The organism is Salmonella enterica subsp. diarizonae (genome assembly GCF_008692785.1).
In the GTDB taxonomy this organism is placed as follows: Bacteria; Pseudomonadota; Gammaproteobacteria; order Enterobacterales; family Enterobacteriaceae; genus Salmonella; species Salmonella diarizonae.
In genome coordinates this window covers 123025-145749 of sequence record NZ_VXJV01000003.1, presented here as the reverse complement: position 1 = coordinate 145749, position 22725 = coordinate 123025, and the positions used below count along the sequence as shown (strand labels likewise).

At 51.5% G+C, this 22725-nt stretch carries 22 protein-coding genes; 11 read left to right on the top strand and 11 right to left on the bottom strand.

Annotation, left to right across the window (positions count from 1 at the left end; all coding sequences use genetic code 11):
• Positions 1 to 253 precede the first annotated feature (253 nt).
• The 4 genes from lldP to trmL all read left to right on the top strand — a co-directional run bounded on the left by lldP (position 254) and on the right by trmL (position 4407).
• Complete coding sequence (gene lldP, locus F4V72_RS07670; RefSeq protein WP_002954673.1) at positions 254 to 1909, top strand: L-lactate permease; 1656 nt, start codon at positions 254 to 256, stop codon at positions 1907 to 1909.
• Positions 1906 to 2682, top strand: coding sequence for a transcriptional regulator LldR (lldR, locus tag F4V72_RS07665; protein ID WP_000636693.1), 777 nt, complete (start codon positions 1906 to 1908; stop codon positions 2680 to 2682). Before lldP ends, lldR begins: the two co-directional genes overlap by 4 nt.
• Entirely contained in the window at positions 2679 to 3869 is a 1191-nt protein-coding gene (gene lldD, locus F4V72_RS07660) for an FMN-dependent L-lactate dehydrogenase LldD (protein WP_001635973.1), read from the top strand. Before lldR ends, lldD begins: the two co-directional genes overlap by 4 nt.
• A 64-nt stretch (positions 3870 to 3933) precedes the next feature.
• A complete protein-coding gene (trmL, locus tag F4V72_RS07655) occupies positions 3934 to 4407 on the top strand; it encodes a tRNA (uridine(34)/cytosine(34)/5-carboxymethylaminomethyluridine(34)-2'-O)-methyltransferase TrmL (protein ID WP_000932339.1) in 474 nt (157 codons plus the stop codon).
• A 185-nt stretch (positions 4408 to 4592) separates the two neighbouring features.
• Here the strand turns inward: trmL and cysE are convergent, their stop codons facing one another.
• The 5 genes from cysE to F4V72_RS07630 form a co-directional block, all read right to left on the bottom strand.
• On the bottom strand, positions 4593 to 5414 hold the full coding sequence (gene cysE, locus F4V72_RS07650; protein ID WP_001112115.1) for a serine O-acetyltransferase: 822 nt from the start codon (positions 5412 to 5414) through the stop codon (positions 4593 to 4595).
• Between the two features lie 77 nt (positions 5415 to 5491).
• Positions 5492 to 6511, bottom strand: a complete 1020-nt coding sequence (gene gpsA, locus F4V72_RS07645) for an NAD(P)H-dependent glycerol-3-phosphate dehydrogenase (protein ID WP_023247315.1) — start codon at positions 6509 to 6511, stop codon at positions 5492 to 5494.
• Positions 6511 to 6978, bottom strand: a complete 468-nt coding sequence (gene secB / locus F4V72_RS07640; protein WP_000003370.1) for a protein-export chaperone SecB — start codon at positions 6976 to 6978, stop codon at positions 6511 to 6513. The genes gpsA and secB overlap by 1 nt, the downstream gene beginning before the upstream one ends.
• Before the next feature lie 43 nt (positions 6979 to 7021).
• The gene (gene grxC, locus F4V72_RS07635) at positions 7022 to 7273 is read right to left on the bottom strand and encodes a glutaredoxin 3 (RefSeq protein ID WP_001273795.1); all 252 of its coding nucleotides are present in this window, start codon (positions 7271 to 7273) and stop codon (positions 7022 to 7024) included.
• Positions 7274 to 7359: 86 nt separating this feature from the next.
• Positions 7360 to 7791 carry a rhodanese-like domain-containing protein gene (locus F4V72_RS07630; RefSeq protein ID WP_001156175.1) on the bottom strand — a complete coding sequence of 144 codons (432 nt, stop codon included), beginning with the start codon at positions 7789 to 7791 and terminating at the stop codon, positions 7360 to 7362.
• Positions 7792 to 8037: 246 nt separating this feature from the next.
• Between F4V72_RS07630 and gpmM the strand changes: the two genes are divergently transcribed.
• From gpmM to F4V72_RS07615, 3 genes are read left to right on the top strand one after another with little or no spacing between them, the layout of a single operon-like run.
• Entirely contained in the window at positions 8038 to 9582 is a 1545-nt protein-coding gene (gpmM, locus tag F4V72_RS07625) for a 2,3-bisphosphoglycerate-independent phosphoglycerate mutase (protein ID WP_053509338.1), read from the top strand.
• Between the two features lie 33 nt (positions 9583 to 9615).
• Positions 9616 to 10875, top strand: a complete 1260-nt coding sequence (gene envC, locus F4V72_RS07620; protein WP_024149606.1) for a murein hydrolase activator EnvC — start codon at positions 9616 to 9618, stop codon at positions 10873 to 10875.
• A 3-nt stretch (positions 10876 to 10878) separates the two neighbouring features.
• Positions 10879 to 11841, top strand: coding sequence for a divergent polysaccharide deacetylase family protein (locus F4V72_RS07615; protein WP_150342439.1), 963 nt, complete (start codon positions 10879 to 10881; stop codon positions 11839 to 11841).
• Here F4V72_RS07615 and F4V72_RS07610 read toward each other — a convergent pair.
• The 3 genes from F4V72_RS07610 to kbl all read right to left on the bottom strand — a co-directional run bounded on the left by F4V72_RS07610 (position 11828) and on the right by kbl (position 15387).
• Positions 11828 to 12862, bottom strand: coding sequence for a glycosyltransferase (locus tag F4V72_RS07610; protein WP_150342438.1), 1035 nt, complete (start codon positions 12860 to 12862; stop codon positions 11828 to 11830). The genes F4V72_RS07615 and F4V72_RS07610 overlap by 14 nt on opposite strands.
• Positions 12863 to 13155: 293 nt before the next feature.
• Positions 13156 to 14181, bottom strand: a complete 1026-nt coding sequence (gene tdh / locus F4V72_RS07605; RefSeq protein ID WP_070801576.1) for an L-threonine 3-dehydrogenase — start codon at positions 14179 to 14181, stop codon at positions 13156 to 13158.
• Between the two features lie 9 nt (positions 14182 to 14190).
• On the bottom strand, positions 14191 to 15387 hold the full coding sequence (gene kbl / locus F4V72_RS07600; RefSeq protein ID WP_053509331.1) for a glycine C-acetyltransferase: 1197 nt from the start codon (positions 15385 to 15387) through the stop codon (positions 14191 to 14193).
• A 202-nt stretch (positions 15388 to 15589) separates the two neighbouring features.
• Between kbl and rfaD the strand changes: the two genes are divergently transcribed.
• Genes rfaD through rfaL form a run of 4 tightly spaced genes read left to right on the top strand, consistent with a single transcriptional unit; the run spans position 15590 to position 19778 of the window.
• Positions 15590 to 16522, top strand: a complete 933-nt coding sequence (gene rfaD, locus F4V72_RS07595) for an ADP-glyceromanno-heptose 6-epimerase (protein WP_136057940.1) — start codon at positions 15590 to 15592, stop codon at positions 16520 to 16522.
• 2 nt (positions 16523 to 16524) lie between these two features.
• Positions 16525 to 17571 (top strand): ADP-heptose--LPS heptosyltransferase RfaF, encoded by a 1047-nt coding sequence (gene rfaF / locus F4V72_RS07590; protein WP_023247309.1) that lies wholly within the window; start codon positions 16525 to 16527, stop codon positions 17569 to 17571.
• Positions 17571 to 18524: a lipopolysaccharide heptosyltransferase RfaC gene (rfaC, locus tag F4V72_RS07585; RefSeq protein ID WP_053509329.1), complete on the top strand. Its 954-nt coding sequence runs from the start codon at positions 17571 to 17573 to the stop codon at positions 18522 to 18524. Before rfaF ends, rfaC begins: the two co-directional genes overlap by 1 nt.
• Before the next feature lie 39 nt (positions 18525 to 18563).
• Complete coding sequence (rfaL, locus tag F4V72_RS07580) at positions 18564 to 19778, top strand: O-antigen ligase RfaL (protein WP_023247307.1); 1215 nt, start codon at positions 18564 to 18566, stop codon at positions 19776 to 19778.
• A gap of 55 nt (positions 19779 to 19833) precedes the next feature.
• On the opposite strand, the gene F4V72_RS07575 is transcribed toward rfaL, so the two are convergent.
• The 3 genes from F4V72_RS07575 to rfaY form a co-directional block, all read right to left on the bottom strand.
• On the bottom strand, positions 19834 to 20979 hold the full coding sequence (locus F4V72_RS07575; protein WP_023247306.1) for a lipopolysaccharide N-acetylglucosaminyltransferase: 1146 nt from the start codon (positions 20977 to 20979) through the stop codon (positions 19834 to 19836).
• An 82-nt stretch (positions 20980 to 21061) separates the two neighbouring features.
• A complete protein-coding gene (waaZ, locus tag F4V72_RS07570) occupies positions 21062 to 21871 on the bottom strand; it encodes a 3-deoxy-D-manno-oct-2-ulosonate III transferase WaaZ (protein WP_053509324.1) in 810 nt (269 codons plus the stop codon).
• A 149-nt stretch (positions 21872 to 22020) separates the two neighbouring features.
• Positions 22021 to 22719: a lipopolysaccharide core heptose(II) kinase RfaY gene (rfaY, locus tag F4V72_RS07565; RefSeq protein WP_070801574.1), complete on the bottom strand. Its 699-nt coding sequence runs from the start codon at positions 22717 to 22719 to the stop codon at positions 22021 to 22023.
• Positions 22720 to 22725: the final 6 nt, after the last annotated feature.

The window sequence follows — 22725 nt, the reverse complement described above, 5'->3', positions numbered from 1 at the left end:
TTGCTTACCCGGTTCTTCCCTTCTTCTGACTGAATCATTGGCCCTACCAATTCCCGCTGAATCCGACCACAGGTTCACATTTCATTAAATTAACTCTACACTACCGTTGCCAATAAATAACATCTGGTTAACTATTCGTTGTCATTATCCATACACAACAATATTGGCAGGACCACTTTTACACATAATGTGACCCCAACGAGATGAGCAAAAGATTCATCCCATTATGCGTGTGGTTCTCAGGAGACCTGCAATGAACCTCTGGCAACAAAACTATGACCCGGCGGGTAATATCTGGCTTTCCAGCCTGATCGCATCGCTCCCGATCCTGTTCTTCTTTTTCGCCCTGATTAAACTCAAGCTAAAAGGCTATGTTGCCGCCTCGTGGACGGTAGTTATCGCGCTCGCCGTCGCGCTGCTGTTCTATAAAATGCCGGTAGATCACGCACTGGCATCGGTCGTGTACGGCTTCTTCTACGGGCTATGGCCGATTGCCTGGATCATTATCGCCGCGGTCTTCGTCTATAAAATTTCGGTAAAGACCGGACAGTTTGACATTATCCGCTCGTCAATTCTGTCGATTACGCCCGATCAACGCCTGCAAATGCTGATTGTCGGCTTCTGCTTCGGCGCGTTCCTTGAAGGCGCGGCGGGTTTCGGCGCGCCGGTGGCGATTACCGCCGCGCTGCTAGTGGGGTTAGGCTTTAATCCGCTGTATGCGGCAGGGCTGTGCCTGATTGTAAACACGGCGCCGGTTGCATTTGGCGCGATGGGCATTCCGATTCTGGTTGCCGGACAGGTCACGGGCCTGGACAGCTTTGAAATCGGTCAGATGGTGGGCCGCCAGTTGCCGTTCCTGACCATTATCGTCCTGTTCTGGATTATGGCGATTATGGACGGCTGGCGCGGCGTGAAAGAAACCTGGCCTGCGGTGATGGTCTCTGGCGGTTCATTTGCTATCGCCCAGTATCTCAGCTCCAACTTTATCGGGCCGGAACTGCCGGACATTATCTCTTCACTGGTGTCTCTGGTGTGCCTGACGCTGTTCCTCAAACGTTGGCAGCCGGTACGCATCTTCCGCTTCGGCGATATGGGCGCGTCGCAGGTCGATCAGACGCTGGCCCGCACCCACTATACGAAGGGGCAAATTGTTCGCGCCTGGTCGCCGTTCCTGTTCCTGACTGCCACGGTCACCCTCTGGAGCGTACCGCCGTTCAAAGCGCTGTTTGCCCCCGGTGGCGCGCTGTATGACTGGGTTATTAACGTTCCGGTGCCATATCTCGATAAACTGGTCGCCCGTATGCCGCCGGTCGTACACGAAGCGACCGCTTACGCTGCGGTGTATAAATTTGACTGGTTCTCCGCCACTGGCACCGCGATCCTGTTCGCCGCGCTGTTGTCTATCGTCTGGCTGAAAATGAAACCCTCAGCCGCAATCCAGACCTTTGGCAGCACGCTGAAAGAGCTGGCGTTGCCGATTTACTCCATCGGTATGGTACTGGCGTTCGCGTTTATCTCGAACTATTCCGGGCTTTCTTCTACGCTGGCGTTAGCGCTGGCGCACACCGGCAGCGCCTTCACGTTCTTCTCGCCGTTCCTCGGCTGGCTGGGCGTCTTCCTGACCGGCTCGGATACCTCATCTAACGCGCTGTTTGCCTCTCTACAGGCTACTGCGGCGCAGCAAATCGGCGTCTCTGATGTGCTGATGGTGGCGGCGAATACCACTGGAGGCGTAACCGGGAAGATGATCTCGCCACAGTCTATCGCCATCGCCTGCGCGGCAGTGGGGCTGGTAGGGAAAGAGTCCGATCTGTTCCGTTTTACCGTCAAACACAGCCTGATCTTCACCTGTATGGTGGGCGTGATCACTACGCTTCAGGCCTATGTTTTAACCTGGATGATTCCGTGATTGTGATGCCAAAACGCCTGTCAGACGAGATTGCCTCTCGCGTGCGGGCGCTGATTGAAGAACAAAACCTGGAAGCGGGCATGAAATTGCCCGCTGAGCGCCAGTTGGCTATACAGCTTGGCGTATCACGCAACTCTTTACGCGAAGCGCTGGCGAAGCTGGTCAGCGAAGGCGTGCTGGTGAGCCGTCGCGGCGGCGGGACATTTGTCCGCTGGCAGCACGAAACCTGGTCTGAACAGAATATCGTGCAACCGCTGAAAACGCTGATGGCGAACGATCCGGACTACAGTTTCGACATTCTGGAAGCCCGCCACGCCATTGAAGCCAGTACGGCCTGGCACGCCGCCATGCGCGCCACCGCCGCCGACAAAGAGAAAATCAGACTCTGCTTTGATGCGACGCTCAGTGAAGACCCGGATCTCGCCTCCCAGGCCGACGTGCGCTTTCATCTGGCGATCGCGGAAGCCTCGCACAATGTGGTGCTGTTGCAAACCATGCGCGGTTTCTTCGACGTACTGCAATCCTCCGTCAAACAGAGTCGCCAGCGTATGTATCTCGTTCCGCCCGTATTCTCAAAACTGACGGAACAACACCAGGCGGTGATGGACGCCATTCTGGACGGTGACGCCGACGGCGCACGTAAAGCGATGATGGCGCACCTCAGTTTTGTCCACACCACGATTAAACGATTTGATGAAGACCAGGCTCGCCAGGCGCGTATTACCCGCCTGCCCGGCGACCATAATGAGATGACCAGGGAGAATAAATCATGATTATTTCAGCAGCCAGCGATTATCGCGCCGCAGCTCAGCGCACGTTGCCTCCTTTCCTCTTCCACTACATCGACGGCGGCGCGTATGCGGAATATACCCTGCGCCGAAATGTGGAAGACCTGTCGCAAGTCGCTCTGCGCCAGCGCGTGCTGAAAAATATGTCCGATTTAAGCCTGGAAACGACCCTGTTTAACGAAACGTTGTCGATGCCGGTGGCATTAGCGCCAGTGGGTCTGTGCGGCATGTACGCCCGTCGCGGCGAAGTACAGGCCGCCGCCGCCGCGGACGCGAAGGGTATTCCGTTCACCCTTTCCACCGTCTCCGTCTGCCCGATTGAAGAGGTTGCCCCCACGCTTAAACGCCCCATGTGGTTCCAGCTCTACGTATTACGCGATCGTGGTTTTATGCGCAACGCGCTTGAACGCGCGAAAGCGGCGGGCTGCTCCACGCTGGTCTTTACCGTGGATATGCCGACGCCGGGCGCACGCTACCGTGACGCCCACTCCGGAATGAGCGGCCCAAACGCGGCCATGCGCCGTTACTGGCAGGCGGTCATGCACCCTAAATGGGCGTGGGATGTCGGCCTGAACGGTCGTCCGCATGATTTAGGCAATATTTCTGCCTATCTGGGTAAACCGACCGGCCTTGAAGACTACATCGGCTGGCTGGCAAATAACTTCGATCCATCCATCTCCTGGAAAGATCTGGAGTGGATACGCGAATTCTGGGACGGCCCAATGGTGATCAAAGGTATCCTCGATCCAGAAGATGCCCGCGATGCGGTACGTTTCGGCGCTGACGGTATCGTGGTGTCGAATCACGGCGGCCGCCAGCTTGATGGCGTGCTCTCTTCCGCCCGCGCCCTGCCCGCCATTGCCGATGCGGTGAAAGGCGATATCGCCATTCTGGCGGATAGCGGGATTCGTAACGGGCTGGATGTCGTGCGTATGATTGCGTTGGGGGCCGATACCGTACTGCTGGGTCGGGCCTATCTCTACGCGCTGGCGACGGCAGGAAAAGCCGGTGTCGCCAACCTGCTGGACCTGATTGAGAAAGAGATGAAAGTCGCCATGACCCTGACCGGCGCGAAATCCATTAGCGAAATCAGTGGAGATTCACTGGTGCAGGAACTGGGGAAAAGTTTGCCCGCCGCGCTGGCGCCAATGAGCAAAGGCGATGCCGCCTGAACGCCCGGCGCGTGAGAGCCCGGTAAATTTCTGCTATTCTGCCCCCCGCATTTAAGGGGGCATCATGCTTAACATCGTACTCTTCGAACCAGAAATCCCGCCGAATACCGGCAACATCATTCGTCTTTGCGCCAATACCGGCTTTCGTCTGCACATCATCGAACCGATGGGGTTTACCTGGGATGATAAGCGCCTACGCCGCGCAGGGCTGGACTATCACGAATTCGCCGCGGTTCAGCGCCATCACGATTATACCGCCTTTATCGCCGCCGAAAATCCGCAGCGCCTGTTTGCGTTGACGACAAAGGGCACGCCCGCCCATAGCGCCGTAAGCTATCAGGATGGCGATTATTTGATGTTTGGCCCGGAAACGCGCGGCCTGCCCGCCAGCATTCTCGATGCGTTGCCTAAAGAGCAGAAGATTCGCATTCCGATGATGCCGGATAGCCGCAGCATGAACCTGTCGAATGCGGTGTCGGTGGTGGTGTATGAAGCGTGGCGCCAGTTAGGATACCCCGGCGCGGTATTGCGGTCGTAATATATTCAATGCCGGATGGCGGCTGATGCCTTATCCAGCCCACATTAATATTGATAATATTCGTTTCGAGCGTTATCGGCGCAGCCATTGGACACGGACTGCGCTTGTCTACCTGCGCGTACACGCAGTACGTGAGGATGACGAGCACAGCCCAGGTTCAATATGGCAAGTAAGACAGCTCGAAATCAGATGCCGTCGCCATACTCAAAAGTATGGTGTATCCCGTTGAAATGCTGGTCCATATCCATCGACGGCTTATCGCTTCCCGGCTTGCCGACAATACGCGCCGGAACGCCTGCGGCGGTGGTGTGCGGCGGGACAGGCTGTAAAACGACGGAGCCTGCGCCAATTTTCGCGCCGCGCCCCACCTCGATATTGCCGAGAATTTTCGCGCCCGCGCCAATCATCACGCCTTCGCGGATTTTAGGATGGCGATCGCCGCTGGTTTTCCCGGTACCGCCCAGGGTGACGGATTGCAGGATCGACACATCATCCTCAATAACCGCCGTCTCCCCCACCACAATACCGGTGGCATGGTCGAGCATAATCCCGCGGCCAATTTTCGCTGCCGGGTGAATGTCCACCTGAAACGAGACCGAAACCTGATTTTGCAGGAAGATAGCCAGCGCGCGGCGACCTTTATTCCACAGCCAGTGACCAATGCGGTAGGCCTGCAACGCATGAAAGCCTTTCAGATATAACAGCGGCGTGGAGTATTTATCCACCGCCGGATCGCGAGTGCGCACTGCCTGAATATCGCAGGCTGCCGACGCGATCATTTCCGGGTCGGCGGCGTAGGCTTCTTCGACCACTTCACGGATAGCGATAGCGGGCATGATGGGCGAAGCCAGTTTATTTGCCAGCATATAGCTCAGCGCACTGCCCAGATTTTCATGCTTGAGTAGCGTGGCGTGATAAAAACTGGCCAACATAGGCTCACAGTCAGCTAAAGCGCGGGCTTCAGCTTTAATATTGTTCCAGACGATTTCCAGTTCTTCACACGGCATGGCTTACTCCAGGCGGACAGAAAACGACCAACCCGTGCTGTGCGGGTTGGGTCGTTTATGCAAACAGTTCCTTACGGCTAGTGGCGACTCAGCTCTTCCTTGCGGGCGCGACCTAATAACGTTAATGCTGCCTCGCGCGCGTTTTTTCCGCAATACAATACTTGATAAATTTCCTCGGTTATTGGCATTTCAACACCAAAACGGTGCGCCAATTCACGAACTTCTTTAGTATTGCGATAGCCTTCGACCACCTGGCCAATCTTATCCTGCGCGCCTTTAACGTCCATGCCCTGGCCAAGCATCATGCCAAAACGGCGGTTGCGCGACTGGTTGTCGGTACAGGTCAGCACCAGATCGCCTAAGCCCGCCATCCCCATAAAGGTGGCGGGATCGGCGCCAAGCGCTGCGCCAAGCCGCGACATTTCGGTCAGCCCACGCGTGATTAGCGCCGTGCGGGCGTTCGCGCCGAAGCCGATGCCGTCAGACATCCCCGCGCCAATCGCAATCACGTTTTTCACCGCGCCGCCAAGCTGCACGCCGATAAAATCCGCATTGATATAGACGCGAAAACTTTTTCCGCAGTGCAACAGTTGCTGGAGATCGTCGGCAAAGGTCTCATCGGTTGAGGCCAGAGAGATTGCCGTCGGCAAACCCGCCGCCAGCTCTTTAGCGAACGTCGGGCCGGAAATCACCGCCAGCGGGATTCTATCGCCTAACGCCTCGCGAGCGACATCCTGCAACAGGCGTCCCGTTTCCGCTTCCAGGCCTTTGGTCGCCCATACCAGTCGCGCATCCGGACGCATCAGCGGTTTAATCTGCCGCAGCACGTCGCTGAAAACATGGCTTGGCACCACCACCAGAATGTTACGACTGGCCGCCAGCGCGGTTGCTAAGTCGCTTTCCAGGTGTAATGTATCAGGAAAAGGCACATCGGGAAGGAACGCGACGTTGCAGCGATCGTGCTCCAGGGTCGCGATATGTTTTGGGTCGTGGCCCCACAGGACAACCTGGTGGCCGTTTCTCGCCAGAGTGATGGCAAGAGCGGTGCCGTACGAGCCGGCACCGATGACTGTCATTGACGCATTACTTTGGTTCATCAGGCATCCTGATGTTCTTCAGTACCTTCGCCAGCCTGCTGCTGCAAATAGTTCATGAACAGCGCATCAAAATTGACCGGCGCAAGGTTCAGTTGCGGGAACGTACCGCGTGAAACCAGGCTGGTGATGCATTCGCGGGCATACGGGAACAGAATGTTCGGGCAGTATGCGCCCAGGCAATGCGCCATCTGAGTACCTTCAATACCGCTGATGGAGAAAATACCGGCCTGCTGAACTTCGCACAGGAACGCGGTTTCTTCACCCAGGGAAGCCGTTACGGTAACACGCAGCACAACTTCATAAACGTCATCCGCCAGTTGGGAAGATGCCGTATCAAGATCCAGTTTAACCTCTGGCTGCCAATCTTTCTGGAAAACATGCGGTGCGTTTGGCGCTTCGAAAGAAACATCCTTGGTATAGATACGTTGGATCTGGAAAGCCATTTCAGTGTTATTTTGTTCTGACATGTGTAAAACCCTTTAGTGTTGTCCTTAAATACTTGAGTACGCCTTAACGCAACAGCGGATCCAGTCCACCACGCGCATCCAGCGCATACAAGTCGTCACAACCGCCAATGTGCTGTGCATCAATAAAAATTTGCGGAACCGTCGTTCGGCCACTACGTTTGATCATCTCTTCACGCTTCACGGCGTCGCCGTCAATCGCAATTTCCTGGAAACTCACGCCCTTGCTGTTTAACAGCGCTTTTGCACGATGGCAAAACGGGCAGGTTGCTTTGGTGTAGATTTCAATATTGGCCATGACTTCGCTCCTGTTTTTTTACCCGATGGATTTCATGTCGAAGCAAGGGCAAGTCATTCCCCTTGCGTCATGAAAACGACGGGTAATTACTTACCGCGCACCAGAGGCAGATTCTCGCCGCTCCAGCCTGCTACGCCTTCTTTCAACACAAAGACCTTTTCAAAGCCGGCTTTTGTCAGCGCGTTAGCGGATTCCTGGCACTGCATACCAGAACCGTCGACCACGATAATCGGCTTGTCTTTGTGCTTTTCCAGTTCGCCAACATTGTTGGCTTTGATTTCGCTCGGCAGCAAATTGGTCGCGCCAGCGATATGGCCTTTACGGAAATCGTCACGTTGACGTAAATCCACAACAATGGCGTCCTCTTTATTGATAAGGCGCGTGGCTTCGCCGCGTGTAATCACCTTAACTTTTGAAGTCAGACCTTTGAACGTGGTAAATAAAACCGCCACCAGTAACGCAATCCAGGCGATACTCAGTATGGGATGACGGCCAACAAATTGCATAATTTCTTGCATGGGGGGTAACAACTCCCGACGTAGTGATTAAAAAACCAGGAAAGGAGTATACCTGCGCAATGGCGCAAATACAGCCAGAGCGTGCACTGGAATGCATTTTTGCGGGGCGCTACGAAAAAAATCGCGCTATTACTTGCCTTCTCACGCCAGCGCGCTCCCTTTCTTTGATCTTCTGAGGCTATTTTATCGATTCAGCTGTAGTAAAATTACGCAATTATTTTGTCTATTGAGTATGAGGTTGTCGCAATGTCGGTTTCTAAAAAACCTATGGTACTGGTGATTCTGGATGGCTACGGCTACCGTGAAGAACAGCAGGATAACGCCATCTTAAACGCCAAAACTCCGGTGATGGATGCTCTGTGGACAAAACGTCCGCATACCCTGATCGACGCATCCGGTCTGGAAGTGGGTCTGCCTGACCGCCAGATGGGCAATTCCGAAGTGGGCCACGTTAACCTGGGTGCAGGTCGCATCGTTTATCAGGACCTGACGCGTCTGGACGTTGAAATTAAAGAACGTACTTTCTTTGCTAATCCGGTCCTGACTAATGCGGTTGACCAGGCGAAAAACGCCGGTAAAGCGGTTCATATTATGGGCCTGCTGTCCGCAGGCGGCGTCCACAGCCACGAAGATCACATTATGGCAATGGTGGAACTGGCCGCAGAACGCGGCGCAGAAAAAATCTATCTGCACGCCTTCCTCGACGGTCGCGACACGCCGCCGCGCAGCGCTGAAGCCTCGCTGAAAAAATTCGAAGACAAATTCGCCGCGCTGGGCAAAGGCCGCGTTGCGTCTATCGTCGGTCGTTACTACGCTATGGACCGCGACAACCGTTGGGATCGCGTGGAAAAAGCGTATGATCTGATGACCCTGGCGCAGGGCGAATTCCAGGCGGATACCGCCGTGGCTGGCCTGCAGGCTGCTTACGCTCGTGATGAAAACGATGAGTTTGTCAAAGCGACCGTTATCCGCGCCGAAGGCCAGGCCGATGCAGCAATGGAAGATGGCGACACGCTGATTTTCATGAACTTCCGCGCTGACCGCGCGCGCGAAATTACCCGTGCTTTCGTTAACGCTGATTTCGATGGCTTTGCGCGTAAGAAAGTGGTTAATCTCAACTTCGTGATGCTGACTGAATACGCCGCCGATATCAAAACCGTCGTAGCTTACCCGCCAGCTTCACTGGCGAATACGTTCGGCGAGTGGATGGCGAAAAACGATAAAACCCAACTGCGTATTTCCGAAACGGAAAAATATGCGCACGTAACCTTTTTCTTTAACGGCGGCGTAGAAGAACCGTTTGCTGGCGAAGAGCGCATCCTGATCAACTCGCCGAAAGTGGCTACTTATGACCTGCAACCGGAAATGAGCTCTGCAGAATTGACTGAAAAATTGGTCGCGGCGATCGAAAGCGGTAAGTACGACACCATCATTTGTAACTATCCAAACGGCGATATGGTCGGTCATACCGGCGTGATGGAAGCCGCTATCAAAGCGGTGGAAGCGTTGGACAACTGCATTGAACAGGTAACAAAAGCGGTTGAATCCGTTGGTGGACAACTGTTGATTACCGCGGACCACGGCAACGCGGAGCAGATGCGCGATCCGGCGACCGGTCAGGCGCATACCGCCCACACCAACCTGCCGGTGCCGCTGATTTATGTCGGCGAGAAAAACGTGAAGGCGGTCGAAGGCGGCAAACTTTCAGACATTGCGCCTACCATGCTGTCGCTGATGGGGATGGAAATCCCGCAAGAGATGACTGGTAAGCCGCTGTTCATCGTGGAATAATCCCTCCCCATGAGGGGAAAGGCGATTAACACCATTCAACAGGCCGTGAAACCAAGAACGTTTTCAGTCAGGCCTTTGTTCTACGCCAGCGTACTTAGCGCTGGCGTATTGTTGTGCGCTTTTTCCGCCCATGCGGATGACCGTGATCAACTCAAATCTATTCAGGCCGATATCGCCGCGAAAGAACGCGCCGTACGCCAGCAGCAGCAACAGCGCGCCAGCCTCCTGGCACAACTTAAAGCCCAGGAAGAGGCCATCTCGGCCGCAGCGCGTAAACTGCGCGAAACGCAAAGCACTCTGGATCAGTTAAACGCGCAAATTGATGAGATGAACGCCTCAATTGCTAAACTGGAGCAGCAAAAAGCCAGCCAGGAGCGTAATCTCGCCGCGCAGTTGGACGCCGCTTTCCGCCAGGGCGAACACACCGGTATTCAGCTTATTCTTAGCGGAGAAGAGAGCCAGCGCGGGCAACGCCTGCAGGCCTATTTCGGCTATCTGAACCAGGCGCGCCAGGACACTATCGCCGAACTGAAACAGACTCGCGAACAGGTCGCCACGCAAAAAGCCGAGCTGGAAGAGAAACAAAGCCAGCAACAAACGTTGCTGTATGAACAGCGCGCCCAGCAGGCGAAGCTGGAGCAGGCGCGTAATGAACGTAAGAAAACGCTTGCCGGACTGGAGTCGTCTATTCAGCAAGGCCAACAGCAGTTAAGCGAACTGCGCGCCAACGAATCACGCCTGCGCAACAGTATCGCGCGGGCGGAAGCGGCGGCCAAAGCGCGAGCGGAGCGTGAAGCCCGCGAAGCGCAGGCGGTACGCGACAAGCAGCAGGAAGCCTCGCGCAAAGGCACCACCTATAAGCCGACCGAAAGCGAGCGTTCGCTGATGTCCCGCACCGGCGGGCTGGGCGCGCCTCGCGGGCAGGCATACTGGCCGGTACGCGGCCCGATATTGCATCGCTATGGCGAACGGCTGCAGGGTGAGCTACGTTGGAAGGGGATGGTGATCGGCGCGTCGGAAGGCACCGAGGTCAAAGCCATCGCCGACGGCAGGGTGATTCTGGCGGACTGGCTGCAAGGTTATGGCCTGGTGGTGGTCGTGGAGCATGGTAAAGGCGATATGAGCCTTTACGGCTATAACCAGAGCGCGCTGGTCAGCGTAGGCGCGCAGGTACGCGCCGGACAACCTATCGCCCTTGTGGGCAGTAGCGGCGGTCAGGGCAGACCCTCGCTTTATTTCGAAATTCGTCGCCAGGGTCAGGCCGTCAATCCACAGCCGTGGTTGGGAAGATAAGTTTTGCCTCAGTTTCGTCGCACCATTCTCACGCTGGCCACTTTGCTGGCGTTTGCACATCCCGTTTTCGCTGGCAAGCTCGCCATCGTGATTGATGATTTTGGCTATCGCCCGCACACGGAAAACCAGGTTCTGGCGCTGCCGCCAAACATCTCCGTCGCCGTACTGCCCAACGCGCCGCACGCGCGCGAAATGGCGACTAAAGCGCACAATAGCGGGCATGAGGTATTAATCCATCTGCCGATGGCGCCGCTAAGCAAACAGCCGCTGGAGAAGGATACGCTGCGACCAGAAATGAGCAGCGATGAGATCGAACGCATTATCCGCGAGGCGGTAAACAACGTGCCGTATGCCGTAGGGCTTAATAACCACATGGGCAGCGCAATGACTTCCAGCCTGTTCGGTATGCAAAAAGTTATGCAGGCGCTGGAACATTACAATCTCTATTTTCTCGACAGCATGACGATTGGCAATAGCCAGGCGATGCGCGCAGCATCCGGTACGGGTGTGAAAGTCATTAAGCGCAAGGTGTTCCTCGACGATACCCAAAACGAGGCGGATATCCGCCGTCAGTTTAATCGCGCTATCGAACTGGCCCGTCGCAACGGTTCCGCTATCGCGATTGGTCATCCGCATCCCGCAACGGTTCGCGTGCTGCAACAGATGGTTTATCGCCTGCCGGCGGATATCACCCTGGTGCGCCCAGGCAGCCTGCTCAACGAACCGCAGGTGGAGACGTCCCGGCCTAATCTGACGCCGCAGAAAATTGACGCGCCGCGCAATCCCTTTCGCGGCGTGAAGATGTGTAAGCCGAAAAAACCGCTGGAACCGGTCTACGCTACGCGCTTTTTCAGCGTCATCGGCGAGAGCATTACGCAAAGCTCCGTGGTTGCCTGGTTTCAGCACCAGTGGCAAGGATGGGGGAAAATCGCCGCGCCTAAAAACGTGAGCGCTAAGACAGATTGAGCGCCTTACGGGCAATACGACGGAGCGACAAGGTTTTGTCGCGCCATTGCCACAGCCGGAAAGACCAGATCAGCGTCTGATAAGCCGCTTTCGCGCTGCGGACGTTAGCAATCATCCGTCTATACATGCCAGAAGTAAAAATCTCGGCAATCATACGCTGGCGGGTCAAAATATCAGGCTCTTTACGCACCGCATGACAAACGCGTAACGCTTCCCAGGTAATTTGCTGGCGAAACTCCGGGTAAATCGGAATACGACGGGCATAATCACGATTGAGCTTTTCTAATAATCGCGTAATTTTAATATAATGCCGCTGATAATTAAGATTTTTATTGCCCTGTCTTTGCAAACGGCTTACCGAATTATCATGCAGGAAATATTTATATAATGATTGTTCGGTATAACGTACGCGCGTGGCATTAAACATGACTTCCGTTGACCATAATATATCCTGATGATGTAGTCCGGGAACGAAGGTAATATTGTTATCGATAATCAGCGCACGTCGATAAACGCCCATCCAGACAACATGCGTCCAGCGCCGCGAGGCCAGCGCCATACGCAACCAATCCGGTCCGCTTAATACCCCGGTGGAACGCAGACGATCGATCGGAATAGATTGCCAGGCGTGCCCGGTTTTTCTGGCGCACCAGTCCGCATTACACTGCGCAACGTCCAGATCATCGTTAAGCGCCATGGTCATCAGCGTTTCATACATCTTCGGGTAGACCATGTCATCCGCATCGACAAAGGCGACGTAATCGCCGGTCGCCGCTTGCAGGCCAAGATTACGGGCGACAGATGCGCCGGCATTGGCCTGATGAAGTAGTCGAACATGCGGGTAATGTTCCGCGTAATGTTTTGCTATCTCAACGGAATGATCCGTCGATCCATCATTCACAATAATAATTTCCAGCGCCGACCACGTTTGCGCGATTAACGACGCCATGCAAGCATTAAAATCCGCTCCCGCATTATATAATGGGATAATGATACTCACTTTGGTTTTACTATTTTTCATAACGATTACCAGAAAAACCTGAATTTACCCTGCCTTTATACTGTGGCTCTATTAAGAAACTATTAAGCCACCATGATTTATTTTCGCAGTAAAAAGCAAGAACAAAGCTCAGGGTAGAGCGTTACGTTAGCGAGTAAAATAAGATTAAAGCGCAATTACGAATGCTTGATGACCATGACAATTCTTTACGGCTTTCCAGATTTTCCCTAATAAAAAAGGTTGGCGAATGACACCAACCTTTTACGATGAAACGTATATCAGACCCGATAAATATCATCGGGTCTCTATACATATTAATCCCAGCTCAGAATGACTTTTCCTGACTGGCCTGAACGCATGGCGTCAAAACCTTTCTGGAAATCATCAATAGAGAAACGATGGGTGATAATCGGTGACAGATCCAGCCCGGATTGGATCAACGCCGCCATTTTGTACCACGTTTCGAACATCTCACGACCGTAAATACCTTTAATGAACAACCCCTTAAAGATGACTTTTGTCCAGTCGATAGACATATCTGCCGGCGGAATCCCCAGCATCGCAATACGACCGCCGTGATTCATGGTGTCCAGCATGGTACGAAACGCCGGCGGCGCGCCGGACATCTCCAGACCCACATCGAACCCTTCGGTCATTCCCAGCTCCGCCATGACATCGGTCAGGCTCTCTTTCGCGACGTTGACCGCGCGGGTGACGCCCATTTTACGCGCCAGCTCCAGACGGTATTCATTGACGTCAGTAATTACCACATGACGCGCGCCGACATGTTTCGCCACCGCGGCGGCCATTACGCCGATTGGCCCCGCCCCCGACACCAGCACATCTTCGCCAACCAGATCGAAAGACAGCGCCGTATGCACCGCATTACCAAACGGGTCAAAAATAGATGCTAAATCATCAGAAATGTTATCCGGGATTTTAAATGCGTTGAACGCCGGGATGACCAGGTATTCCGCGAAGCAGCCGGGACGATTAACGCCTACGCCGGTGGTGTTGCGGCACAGGTGAGTACGACCACCGCGGCAGTTTCGGCAATGACCGCAGGTGATGTGACCTTCGCCGGAGACGCGATCGCCGATTTTAAAGCCTTTCACCTCCTGACCGATGCCGACCACTTCGCCGACATATTCATGCCCCACGACCATCGGAACCGGGATGGTTTTTTGCGACCATTCATCCCAGTTATAGATGTGAACGTCAGTACCGCAGATGGCTGTTTTACGGATTTTAATCAGCAAATCGTTATGACCGACTTCCGGTTCCGGAACGTCGGTCATCCAGATGCCCTCTTCCGCTTTCAGTTTGGATAACGCTTTCATCTTACATCCTCAGGCAATCACGCCCAGTTGTTTACCAATACGCGTGAACGCGTCTACCGCACGCGTAATTTGCTCGGGCGTATGCGCCGCAGACATCTGGGTACGAATACGCGCCTGACCTTTTGGTACGACCGGATAGAAAAAGCCGGTAACGTAAATGCCTTCTTTTTGCAGTTCGCGGGCAAATTTCTGCGCGACAACCGCATCTCCCAGCATTACCGGGATGATGGCGTGATCCGCGCCTGCCAGCGTAAATCCCGCGGCAGACATCTGCTCCCGGAACTGCCGCGCGTTCGCCCACAAGCGCTCACGCAGTTCTGCGCCCGCTTCCACCATCTCTAACACTTTAATAGAAGCCGCCACGATCGCCGGCGCCAGTGAATTGGAGAACAGATATGGGCGGGAACGCTGACGCAGCCACTCAACGACCTCTTTACGCGCCGCGGTATAGCCGCCGGATGCGCCGCCTAACGCTTTGCCCAGAGTACCGGTAATAATATCTACGCGGCCCATTACGTCGCAGTATTCATGGGAACCGCGACCGTTTTCACCAACAAAGCCTACCGCGTGAGAATCATCAACCATCACCAGCGCATCGTATTTATCGGCCAGATCACAGACGCCTTTCAGATTGGCGATGACGCCATCCATTGAGAACACGCCGTCAGTGGCGATCAGGACATGACGCGCGCCGGCTTCACGCGCGTCTTTCAGCCGCGCTTCCAGCTCAGCCATATCGTTGTTGGCGTAGCGATAGCGCTTCGCTTTACACAAACGCACGCCGTCAATGATAGACGCGTGGTTAAGCGCGTCGGAGATAATGGCGTCTTCCGCTCCCAGCAACGTCTCAAACAGACCGCCGTTAGCATCAAAACAGGAGGAGTACAGAATCGCATCTTCCATGCCGAGGAAGCTTGCCAGCTTCTGCTCCAGCGCTTTGTGGCTGTCCTGGGTACCGCAGATGAAACGCACGGACGCCATACCGAAACCGTGGCTGTCCATGCCCGCTTTTGCGGCATTAATCAGCTCAGGGTGATTCGCCAGCCCGAGATAGTTATTGGCGCAAAAGTTAATAACGTGGCTTCCATCCGCCACGGTGATATCCGCCTGCTGCGCAGACGTAATAATGCGCTCTTCTTTAAACAATCCTTCCGCCCGGGCGGTTTCCAGATCGTTGGTTAACTGTTTGTAAAAATCCCCACGCATTGCGATTCTCCAGACTGGGCAAATTTCAGCACATATTACCCAAAGCTATACGTTGATACGAGATGACGCATCATCACTTCTTTAAAATGCAGCATAAATCACGCGTATCCTCACGAGTTATCAGTGAATGGATGAATAGTGATATGATAGGAACATTCATGTCTGAGACAGTCTCTGACACCATAATTCAAAGGTTACAGTTATGATCATCGTTACCGGCGGCGCGGGCTTTATCGGCAGCAATATCGTTAAGGCCCTGAATGATAAAGGTATCACCGATATTCTGGTGGTGGATAACCTGAAAGACGGCACCAAGTTTGTGAACCTGGTGGATCTGAATATTGCTGACTATATGGATAAGGAAGATTTCCTGATCCAGATTATGTCCGGAGAAGAGCTCGGCGATATTGAGGCTGTTTTCCATGAAGGCGCCTGCTCTTCCACCACCGCGTGGGACGGCAAGTATATGATGGATAATAACTATCAATACTCCAAAGAGCTGCTGCACTATTGCCTTGAGCGCGAAATCCCGTTCCTCTACGCCTCTTCTGCCGCCACCTATGGCGGTCGCACGTCTGATTTCATCGAATCGCGCGAATACGAAAAACCGCTTAACGTTTACGGGTACTCTAAGTTCCTGTTTGATGAATACGTGCGTCAGATCCTGCCAGAAGCGAATTCGCAAATTGTCGGTTTCCGCTATTTCAACGTCTATGGACCGCGTGAAGGCCATAAAGGCAGCATGGCAAGCGTGGCATTTCATCTGAATACGCAGTTAAACAACGGCGAAAACCCGAAACTGTTTGAAGGCAGCGAAAACTTCAAGCGTGACTTCGTCTACGTGGGCGATGTGGCCGACGTCAACCTGTGGTTCCTGGAAAGCGGCGAGTCCGGCATCTTTAACCTGGGCACAGGCCGCGCGGAATCTTTCCAGGCCGTCGCCGACGCGACGCTGGCATACCATAAAAAAGGCAGCATTGAGTATATTCCGTTCCCGGATAAGCTGAAAGGTCGCTATCAGGCGTTTACGCAGGCGGATTTAACCAATCTGCGCAACGCGGGCTACGACAAACCCTTCAAGACCGTCGCCGAAGGCGTCACGGAGTATATGGCCTGGCTGAACCGCGACGCGTAAGTATGAAAATTTTGGTCATTGGCCCATCCTGGGTGGGCGACATGATGATGTCGCAAAGTCTCTATCGCACGCTTAAGGCGCGCTATCCCCAGGCGATAATCGACGTGATGGCGCCAGCCTGGTGCCGTCCGTTGTTATCGCGTATGCCGGAAGTTAACGAGGCGATACCCATGCCGCTGGGCCACGGCGCGCTGGAAATCGGCGAGCGCCGCAGATTGGGCCATAGCCTGCGAGAGAAGCGCTACGATCGCGCCTGGGTGCTGCCAAATTCGTTTAAATCGGCGCTGGTTCCTTTCTTTGCCAATATCCCGCACCGTACCGGCTGGCGCGGCGAAATGCGCTATGGCCTGCTGAACGATGCGCGCGTCCTTGATAAAGACGCCTGGCCGCTGATGGTGGAGCGCTACGTGGCGCTGGCCTATGACAAGGGTGTGATGCGCACAGCGAAAGATCTGCCGCAGCCGCTACTCTGGCCACAGCTCCAGGTTAGCGAAGGTGAAAAGTCGCTGATGTGCAGCGACTTTTCGCTATCTTCTGAACGCCCTCTGATCGGCTTTTGCCCCGGCGCGGAATTTGGTCCGGCAAAACGTTGGCCGCACTATCACTACGCCGAACTGGCAAAACAACTCATTAACGAAGGGTATCAGGTCGTGCTATTTGGCTCGGCAAAAGACCATGAAGCCGGAAATGAGATCCTGGCGGCGCTGAATAGCGAGCAGCAGGCATGGTGTCGCAACCTGGCGGGGGAAACCCAACTGGAACAGGCCGTCATTCTGATAGCCGCCTGTAAAGCCATCGTCACTAACGATTCCGGGCTGATGCACGTCGCGGCGGCGCTCGACCGCCCGCTGGTCGCATTGTATGGCCCGAGTAGCCCGGATTTCACACCGCCGCTGTCTCATAAAGCCCGGGTGATTCGTCTGATTACGGGTTATCACAAAGTTCGTAAAGGCGATACGGCGCAAGGCTATCACCAGAGCCTGATCGATATCACGCCGCAGCGGGTTCTGGAAGAACTTCATCCGCTGTTATCGGAAGAGGACGTTTAATGCGGGTTTTGATCGTTAAAACGTCATCGATGGGCGACGTGTTACATACCCTGCCTGCACTTACTGACGCGCAACAGGCGATTCCGGGGATTCAATTTGATTGGGTTGTCGAAGAAGGGTTTGCGCAAATTCCGTCCTGGCACAATGCTGTCGATCGCGTGATTCCCGTTGCTATTCGCCGTTGGCGCAAGGCCTGGTTTTCCGCGCCCATCAAAGCGGAACGCACAGCCTTTCGTCGGGCAGTATGCGCATACCAATACGACGCTGTGATTGATGCGCAGGGGCTGGTGAAAAGCGCTGCGCTGGTGACGCGTCTGGCGCACGGCATAAAGCACGGTATGGACTGGAGTACAGCCCGCGAACCACTGGCCAGCCTGTTTTATAACCGTAAACACCATATCGCAAAGCAACAACATGCTGTTGAACGGACGCGCGAGCTGTTCGCCAAAAGTCTGGGATACGATAAACCGCAGTCGCAGGGCGATTACGCTATCGCAAAACATTTTCTGCATGACCAGCAGACGGTCAACGATCCGTATGCGGTGTTTTTGCATGCCACGACCCGCGATGATAAGCACTGGCCGGAAGCAAACTGGCGTGAGCTTATCGGTTTGTTGGGTAACGCCGGATTACGGATAAAACTGCCCTGGGGCGCGCCTCATGAGGAAGCCCGCGCTAAACGACTGGCCGAAGGCTTTAACTATGTGGATGTGTTACCGCGCATGAGCCTGGAGGAAGTGGCGAGAGTGCTGGCTGGCGCAAAATTTGTCGTATCGGTTGATACCGGCCTGAGCCATCTCACCGCAGCGCTCGACAGACCGAATATTACGCTATATGGCCCAACGGACCCTGGGTTGATTGGAGGTTATGGGAAGAACCAAATGGCATGCTGCTCACCAGAACAAAACCTGGCGAATTTAGATGCCGCGAGCGTATTTGGAAGGATTCATTAAAGAGACACTGTCTTATCCCAACCCTATTGTGGAGAAAAGATGCTAACCACATCATTAACGTTAAATAAAGAGAAATGGAAGCCGACCTGGAATAAAACGCTGGTTTTTCTTTTTGTTGCCACGTATTTTCTGGATGGTATTACGCGTTATAAGCATTTGATAGCCATACTTATGGTTATCACCGCGATTTATCAGGTCTCACGCTCACCGAGAAGTTTTTCCCCTCTTTTCAAAAATAGCGTATTTTATAGCGTAGCAGTATTATCATTAATTCTTATTTATTCCGTACTCATATCGCCAGATATGAAAGAGAGTTTCAAAGAATTTGAGAATACGGTACTGGAAGGCTTCTTATTATATACTTTATTAATTCCCGTGCTATTAAAAGATGAAACGAAAGAAACGGTTGCAAAAATCGTACTTTTCTCCTTTCTAGTAAGTCTAGGATTACGTTCACTGGTAGAAATAGTCCTTTATCTTCAGGACTATTCCAGGGGAGTGATGCCATTTACAAACTATGATCATCGACATATATCTGATTCAATGGTATTTCTGTTTCCAGCATTATTGAATATCTGGCTATTCAGAAAAACATCGCTCAAACTCGCTTTCTTTGCGCTGAGCGCCGTCTATCTGTTCTTAATGTTAGGCACTCTGTCGCGGGGAGCATGGCTGGCAGTTTTAGTGGTGGGCATTTTGTGGACGATTTTGAACCGCCAGTGGAAACTAATGGGAATTGGCGCTGCTATACTGGTTATTGCTGGTGCTTTGGTTATCACTCAGCAAAGCCATAAACCAGATCAGGAGCGGCTACTGTATAAATTACAGCAGACAGATAGCTCATATCGTTATACTAACGGAACCCAGGGTACTGCGTGGATACTTATTCAGGAAAACCCGGTTAAGGGCTACGGCTATAGTAATGATGTTTATGATAGTATTTATAATAAACGCGTTGTCGATTATCCAACGTGGACCTTTAAAGAATCTATCGGTCCGCATAATACCATTCTGTACATCTGGTTTAGTGCTGGCATATTGGGTCTGGCGAGCCTGGCCTATTTATACGGCGCTATTATCAAGGAAACAGCAAGCTCTACCTTTAGGAAAGTAGAGATAAGCCCCTACAATGCTCATCTTCTATTATTCTTATCTTTCGTCGGTTTCTATATCGTTCGTGGCAATTTTGAACAGGTCGATATTGATCAAATTGGTATCATTACCGGTTTCCTGCTGGCGCTAAGAAATAGATAAAAAAACGCGCTGATACTTATTACGGTATCAGCGCGTTTTCCACGTCAGTATTAAATCACTTCTCAAACCAGTTTTTCATTTGTTCTTCAAAACGCTGCGCTACATTTTCCCAACTGTATTTTGAAAACACCAGGGACTTTGCATTTTCTGCAATCTGGTGGCGTTCCTTATCAGCAAGCGCACGGTTAATATCATTAATCATGCTGTCGCTCGACATAGGTTCTGCGAGGTGATAGCCCGTTATACCATCTAACACAAACTCGCCAATCCCCCCTTTTTTGCTGGCAAGAACCACTTTTCCTGCTGCCATCGCTTCTACAGCTACCATGCAAAATGCTTCTTCAACCTGGGAGGGAACAATAACCAGATCGGCTATATGATAGAAGTTATGCATCTGGTCAGGAGATTGTCCACCTGCCATAATGCAATCAGTGCCAATCCCTTTTGCGGCATCCAGTACTTTCTTTTGATACTCTGCTTTTTCTCCCTTACGGCTTGCATAAGGATCGCCAACAACGACAAGTTTAATATTACTTCTTAAGGTACGTAATTTTTTGAACGCCTGCAAAAGCAACAGGATGCCTTTATCAGGCGAAATCCTTCCGGCATATAAGAGAACGGTGGCATCTTCCGCTATATTTAATTGCTGACGAAGATTATCTTGTGGGTTTCTTTTATAAGTTTCAGCACAAAAACCGTTAGGCACAATACTAACATCAGCGGCGGGCAATCTTTCTTCATAAAACGCTTTAAGAAACTGACTGGGCACGATAATTTTTGCATTATTATCAGGCAGTTCTGGTTCAAATGCGTTATGCATGTGCATGACCAGTTTTGCATTCGGATTACGCTCTCTAAGCTGCCGATACAGTTTCATACTATTATGAATAACAATGACGCTATCTTCCTGGGTAGTAACTTTATCTCTAATATTAAGGATGCGTTGGGAATAGGGTAATGGGTCGAGACGAGTCCATTTCTGAAAAAGGCGCTTATAAATTTTACTAAACCCAATGTAATGGATATCACAGTTATCGTTTACTTTATTATATTCAGGATAGCCAGCATTCTTTATACAAGCAATAGAAGTCGGTATTGAAAGCCGTTTAGCAACCTGGTAAATCCAGGTTTCTACCGCAGCCGCCCCCCGTGGAGGAATTGAAAATATAGGAGTAACAGTAAATATGATTTTTTTAATCATAATAGCTTTAATCCAGAATAGTTAGACTTGTAGAAAAAGAAAAATGTACCGAAAGCGGCACAAAATAGTGAGTTTTTAGTATTTAGATGATTTTATCGTAATATATTTCATCCTCAAGTTCTGAGGCTTTAATATATGGAATAATATCGTAATGAATTGCAGTATCATCTGATAAATTAAAGATATTTAAATCACTGACATTTTTTCTCATAAAAGTAAAAAATGGCAGTATTTTAAACAGATCTTTACTAAGCTCAGAAGGCATAGGGCTGGAAGCTTCGTCATAGAAACGTGGGCAACTCCCCGTTAAGTCAAGCCCAGAACATATAATACGGCCGTACTTCAGGGAATAGGCAACCTGAATAGCGGTATAAGCAATGGTATGACAAGAGCAATAACCGATACTGATATCTTTGCAAAACCCAGTCAGTCGTCCTCTTTTTGAGAGAGGGACTGAAATAAGTAATGCTTTATAAATCCGCTTAAGGAAATTAAATTTAATTTTCTTTAAAAAGCCCCCTTTTTCTCGGCGATAAAAGGAGCGAATAATTAAACAATTTTCTTCAATATATTTTTTATCATCCGCTGATGCCTGTTCGTACACATCAAGATTGACGATAGTAAACTGACTATTACTGCTAAATTTATAAAAATCTTCGCGCCGGTGATGGAGGAATCGAACATCCGTCAGGAGGTACAAAAATGGCTTGACATTATTGTTTAGCAAATATTGAACAGAACCATTGACTGCAATGACATCTTTCACTCGTAACAAGGACAGTGGCGTCTTTCTGGATGTGGGACCAGAAAGAAAAATAATACAATCTTCAGCCGTTCTTTTCGCAATAAGTTGCAGAACATCGGCGTGAGTTATAAAGTTAACGCTGCCCATAAAAAACTCGTATGTTTATCATGCAACCTATAAATAAATGTTATAATAAATTACTAATATTACATCTCAAATTCTCTCCAGTATGTCATAACGTTACAGCAAATAAAAGCCAGCCTGTCCCTTAAACTAAACTAAACGTGCTACATTGATCAGCGCCTTTCCTTACCCTTAATACGGCGAAGGAAATTTCGAATTTTTTTCTTATAAATCAATAAGTAAAATCCGATATCTTCCACATTATTTTTAATACCATAATGTCTTTCTAAATCAATACGATCCTTTGCTTGTCGTTGTCGAGAAGGTCTTTTTCCGGACAAATCGATAATTCTGATCTCATTACCTTGCAGGATAAAATTACCTTTATGGGGATCGCCCGAAACCATACCGTGCTGATGCAGAGAATATATCGACTGTTTGATTTTCTCTCTCACCTCGTCAGAAATTTCTGGCATATCAACAAGCTCAATACCTTCGATATACTCAATTAGCATCACATATGTTTTTACATAGCGTAACGTTTTAATTTCCGCCAGCAGGTAAAAATCATTAAGCGCCTCAAACCCTTCCCGCCGTACACGATCTGTCTGACAAAAAAGCTTTTCGTAGTAATCTCCTTTTACCAACGATTTGAAAAAGCGTTCAGTATTTTTTACTTTCGGACTAAATACTTTGAGAATATATTTCCCGTAGTCTGTATTAATCAATACAACTTTTGTGTCTTCTATATTACGAAAGACTTTAATAACCTGATGATTATAAGATAGAAAATCTTTGAATATCTCAATGTATTTTTCACCGTCTTTTTTGACAAAGACCGTATAGTTTTTAACCTTTTGTTCAATAATCATAATGGA

What these genes read in the sequence shown, in the direction of transcription:
- rfaD (WP_136057940.1), top strand. Translation starts at nt 15,590, where the DNA reads ATGATCATCGTTACCGGCGGCGCGGGCTTTATCGGCAGCAATATCGTT.
- rfaL (WP_023247307.1), top strand. Translation starts at nt 18,564, where the DNA reads ATGCTAACCACATCATTAACGTTAAATAAAGAGAAATGGAAGCCGACC.
- F4V72_RS07630 (WP_001156175.1), bottom strand. Translation starts at nt 7,791, where the DNA reads ATGCAAGAAATTATGCAATTTGTTGGCCGTCATCCCATACTGAGTATC.
- rfaF (WP_023247309.1), top strand. Translation starts at nt 16,525, where the DNA reads ATGAAAATTTTGGTCATTGGCCCATCCTGGGTGGGCGACATGATGATG.
- lldD (WP_001635973.1), top strand. Translation starts at nt 2,679, where the DNA reads ATGATTATTTCAGCAGCCAGCGATTATCGCGCCGCAGCTCAGCGCACG.
- F4V72_RS07575 (WP_023247306.1), bottom strand. Translation starts at nt 20,979, where the DNA reads ATGATTAAAAAAATCATATTTACTGTTACTCCTATATTTTCAATTCCT.
- rfaY (WP_070801574.1), bottom strand. Translation starts at nt 22,719, where the DNA reads ATGATTATTGAACAAAAGGTTAAAAACTATACGGTCTTTGTCAAAAAA.
- lldP (WP_002954673.1), top strand. Translation starts at nt 254, where the DNA reads ATGAACCTCTGGCAACAAAACTATGACCCGGCGGGTAATATCTGGCTT.
- kbl (WP_053509331.1), bottom strand. Translation starts at nt 15,387, where the DNA reads ATGCGTGGGGATTTTTACAAACAGTTAACCAACGATCTGGAAACCGCC.
- gpsA (WP_023247315.1), bottom strand. Translation starts at nt 6,511, where the DNA reads ATGAACCAAAGTAATGCGTCAATGACAGTCATCGGTGCCGGCTCGTAC.
- tdh (WP_070801576.1), bottom strand. Translation starts at nt 14,181, where the DNA reads ATGAAAGCGTTATCCAAACTGAAAGCGGAAGAGGGCATCTGGATGACC.
- gpmM (WP_053509338.1), top strand. Translation starts at nt 8,038, where the DNA reads ATGTCGGTTTCTAAAAAACCTATGGTACTGGTGATTCTGGATGGCTAC.
- rfaC (WP_053509329.1), top strand. Translation starts at nt 17,571, where the DNA reads ATGCGGGTTTTGATCGTTAAAACGTCATCGATGGGCGACGTGTTACAT.
- F4V72_RS07610 (WP_150342438.1), bottom strand. Translation starts at nt 12,862, where the DNA reads ATGAAAAATAGTAAAACCAAAGTGAGTATCATTATCCCATTATATAAT.
- secB (WP_000003370.1), bottom strand. Translation starts at nt 6,978, where the DNA reads ATGTCAGAACAAAATAACACTGAAATGGCTTTCCAGATCCAACGTATC.
- trmL (WP_000932339.1), top strand. Translation starts at nt 3,934, where the DNA reads ATGCTTAACATCGTACTCTTCGAACCAGAAATCCCGCCGAATACCGGC.
- waaZ (WP_053509324.1), bottom strand. Translation starts at nt 21,871, where the DNA reads ATGGGCAGCGTTAACTTTATAACTCACGCCGATGTTCTGCAACTTATT.
- cysE (WP_001112115.1), bottom strand. Translation starts at nt 5,414, where the DNA reads ATGCCGTGTGAAGAACTGGAAATCGTCTGGAACAATATTAAAGCTGAA.
- grxC (WP_001273795.1), bottom strand. Translation starts at nt 7,273, where the DNA reads ATGGCCAATATTGAAATCTACACCAAAGCAACCTGCCCGTTTTGCCAT.